A 2,914-nucleotide genomic window follows, 5' to 3' on the forward strand; every position below is an offset into this window, starting at 1 on the left:
CGAAAGGGGCCGCCCGTCCGCCGCAGCGGTAGGGTCACGTCCAGGAGTGACAGCCTCTATCCGTATCTGACCGTTTTTATTCGCTTACGGGGTGTGACTCGGGCCACGCGGATTGGGCGTAACGCTCGCGGGAAGAACGCGATGACCTAAGAGGTGACAGCCGCGGAGGGAATACGGACGCCGTTCATGGCGCTGTGCATCTTCCCGGCCCCCGCCCGCGCCGTCGGCCCATCCCCAAGCCGGCGGTCGGCTCCTGTCCACTGTGGACGGGGCCGGAAGCCGTTTTCCAACGTTCCGAGAGGTTGTTCGTGTCGGCCAGCACATCCCGTACGCTCCCGCCGGAGATCGCCGAGTCCGTCTCTGTCATGGCGCTCATTGAGCGGGGAAAGGCTGAGGGGCAGATCGCCGGCGATGACGTGCGTCGGGCCTTCGAAGCTGACCAGATTCCGGCCACTCAGTGGAAGAACGTACTGCGCAGCCTCAACCAGATCCTCGAGGAAGAGGGTGTGACGCTGATGGTCAGTGCCGCAGAGCCCAAGCGCACCCGAAAGAGCGTCGCAGCGAAGAGTCCCGCCAAGCGCACCGCCACCAAGACGGTCGCGGCCAAGGCGGTGACCACCAGGAAGGCCACCGCCACTGCCACGCCGGCGGCGCCCGCCGCCGAGCCCGCTGTCGAGGAAGAGGCGCCCGCCAAGAAGGCGGCCGCCAAGAAGACGACCGCCAAGAAGGCGGCCGCGAAGAAGACCGTCGCCAAGAAGACGGCGGCCAAGAAGACCGGCGCCAAGAAGGACGACGCCGAAATCCTCGAAGAGGAGGTGCTCGAGGAAGCAGCCCCCGGCAAGGCCGGTGAGGAGCCCGAGAGCACGCCGGAGAACGCGGGCTTCGTGCTGTCCGACGAGGACGAGGACGACGCGCCCGCCCAGCAGGTCGCCGCCGCCGGCGCCACCGCCGACCCGGTCAAGGACTACCTCAAGCAGATCGGCAAGGTCCCGCTGCTCAACGCCGAGCAGGAGGTCGAGCTCGCCAAGCGCATCGAGGCCGGTCTGTTCGCCGAGGACAAGCTGTCCAACGCCGACAAGCTCGCCCCCAAGCTCAAGCGCGAGCTGGAGATCATCGCCGAGGACGGCCGCCGCGCCAAGAACCACCTCCTGGAGGCCAACCTCCGTCTGGTGGTCTCCCTGGCCAAGCGCTACACCGGCCGCGGCATGCTCTTCCTGGACCTGATCCAGGAGGGCAACCTCGGTCTGATCCGCGCGGTCGAGAAGTTCGACTACACCAAGGGCTACAAGTTCTCCACGTATGCCACCTGGTGGATCCGTCAGGCGATCACCCGCGCCATGGCCGACCAGGCCCGCACCATCCGTATCCCGGTGCACATGGTCGAGGTCATCAACAAGCTCGCGCGCGTGCAGCGCCAGATGCTCCAGGACCTGGGCCGCGAGCCCACCCCGGAGGAGCTGGCCAAGGAACTCGACATGACCCCGGAGAAGGTCATCGAGGTCCAGAAGTACGGCCGCGAGCCCATTTCGCTGCACACCCCGCTGGGCGAGGACGGCGACAGCGAGTTCGGTGACCTCATCGAGGACTCCGAGGCGGTCGTCCCGGCCGACGCGGTCAGCTTCACCCTCCTCCAGGAGCAGCTGCACTCCGTCCTGGACACGCTGTCCGAGCGCGAGGCGGGCGTCGTCTCCATGCGCTTCGGTCTCACCGACGGTCAGCCGAAGACCCTCGACGAGATCGGCAAGGTCTACGGCGTCACGCGCGAGCGGATCCGCCAGATCGAGTCCAAGACCATGTCGAAGCTGCGCCACCCGTCCCGTTCGCAGGTGCTGCGCGACTACCTCGACTAGTCGCCGGTCGTACGACGTGGAAGGCCCGGTCCCCCGAGGGGGCCGGGCCTTCGTCGTGCCGTGTCCCTCCGCGGGTGCGGCGCGGCGCCGGGTGAATCACTCTGGGTTCTCAGTAAATACCACGGAGTGAGGAGTGCGTATGCGTCGTCGCCTTGCCCGGGCCATGGCCCGACCGCTGGTCCTGGCGGCCGCGGCATCCGCCATATCAGCGGCCTCCACCGCCCCTGTGGCCGCCGACAGCGTGGTCATAGGCGGATTCCCTGTCGATGTGTCGGAGAGTCCGTGGACGGTCGCCCTGTCCAGTCGTGACCGGTTCGGGGGTACGCGTGCGGGGCAGTTCTGCGGCGGCGTGGCGGTCGCTCGCAGCACGGTGCTCACCGCGGCCCACTGCCTGGACAAGGAGGTCTTGGGCGTAGCGCCGGAGCGCGTACGTGACCTCAAGGTCATAGCGGGACGCACAGACCTGCTCTCGGACCGCAGCGGACGGGAGATCGCCGTGCGGCGTTCCTGGGTGAACCCGGCGTACGACGGTGTCAGCAACTTCGGGGACTACGCCGTACTCACCCTGGCTGAACCTCTGCCCGCCGGCTCGGTCATCGGTATGGCGGCCGGCGGTGATCCCGCGTACGCAGTGGGCGGGGTTGCGACGGTGTACGGGTGGGGCGACACATCCGGCGTCGGCGAGTATCCGAACAGTCTGCGCGCTGCGCGCGTGCGCGTGCTCTCCGATGAGCTCTGCGAGGACGCCTATCCGGGCGGCTCCGACGGCACCTACGAAGCCGGGAGCATGCTGTGCGCGGGGGAGAGGCAGGGAGGCCGGGACGCCTGCCAGGGCGACAGCGGGGGGCCGCTGGTGGCCCGGGGGCGGTTGATCGGGCTCGTGTCCTGGGGGATCGGCTGCGGGCGGGCCGGCAGTCCAGGGGTGTACATGCGTGTGTCCGACATCATGCGGGCGCTCGGCTGGACGCGGGGGTGAGGAGAATCGAAGGGGGTCCGGCGGAGCCTGGGTGGGCCTCTGGGGACGAGGACGGGGGGGGGCGGCGGGTCAGAAAATCCGCCCCCCC

At 68.7% G+C, this 2,914-nt stretch carries 2 protein-coding genes; both read left to right on the top strand.

Going from position 1 to position 2,914, the window contains the following annotated elements; genetic code table 11:
- The first annotated feature begins 308 nt into the window (after window positions 1-308).
- Window positions 309-1,850 carry an RNA polymerase sigma factor gene (locus ACFTZL_RS43535; protein ID WP_382595770.1) on the top strand — a complete coding sequence of 514 codons (1,542 nt, stop codon included), beginning with the start codon at window positions 309-311 and terminating at the stop codon, window positions 1,848-1,850.
- Window positions 1,851-1,989: 139 nt separating this feature from the next.
- Window positions 1,990-2,826 carry a S1 family serine peptidase gene (locus ACFTZL_RS43540; protein WP_382595773.1) on the top strand — a complete coding sequence of 279 codons (837 nt, stop codon included), beginning with the start codon at window positions 1,990-1,992 and terminating at the stop codon, window positions 2,824-2,826.
- Window positions 2,827-2,914: the final 88 nt, after the last annotated feature.

Source organism: Streptomyces sp. NPDC056948, assembly GCF_042674225.1.
In the GTDB taxonomy this organism is placed as follows: domain Bacteria; phylum Actinomycetota; class Actinomycetes; order Streptomycetales; family Streptomycetaceae; genus Streptomyces; species Streptomyces purpurascens.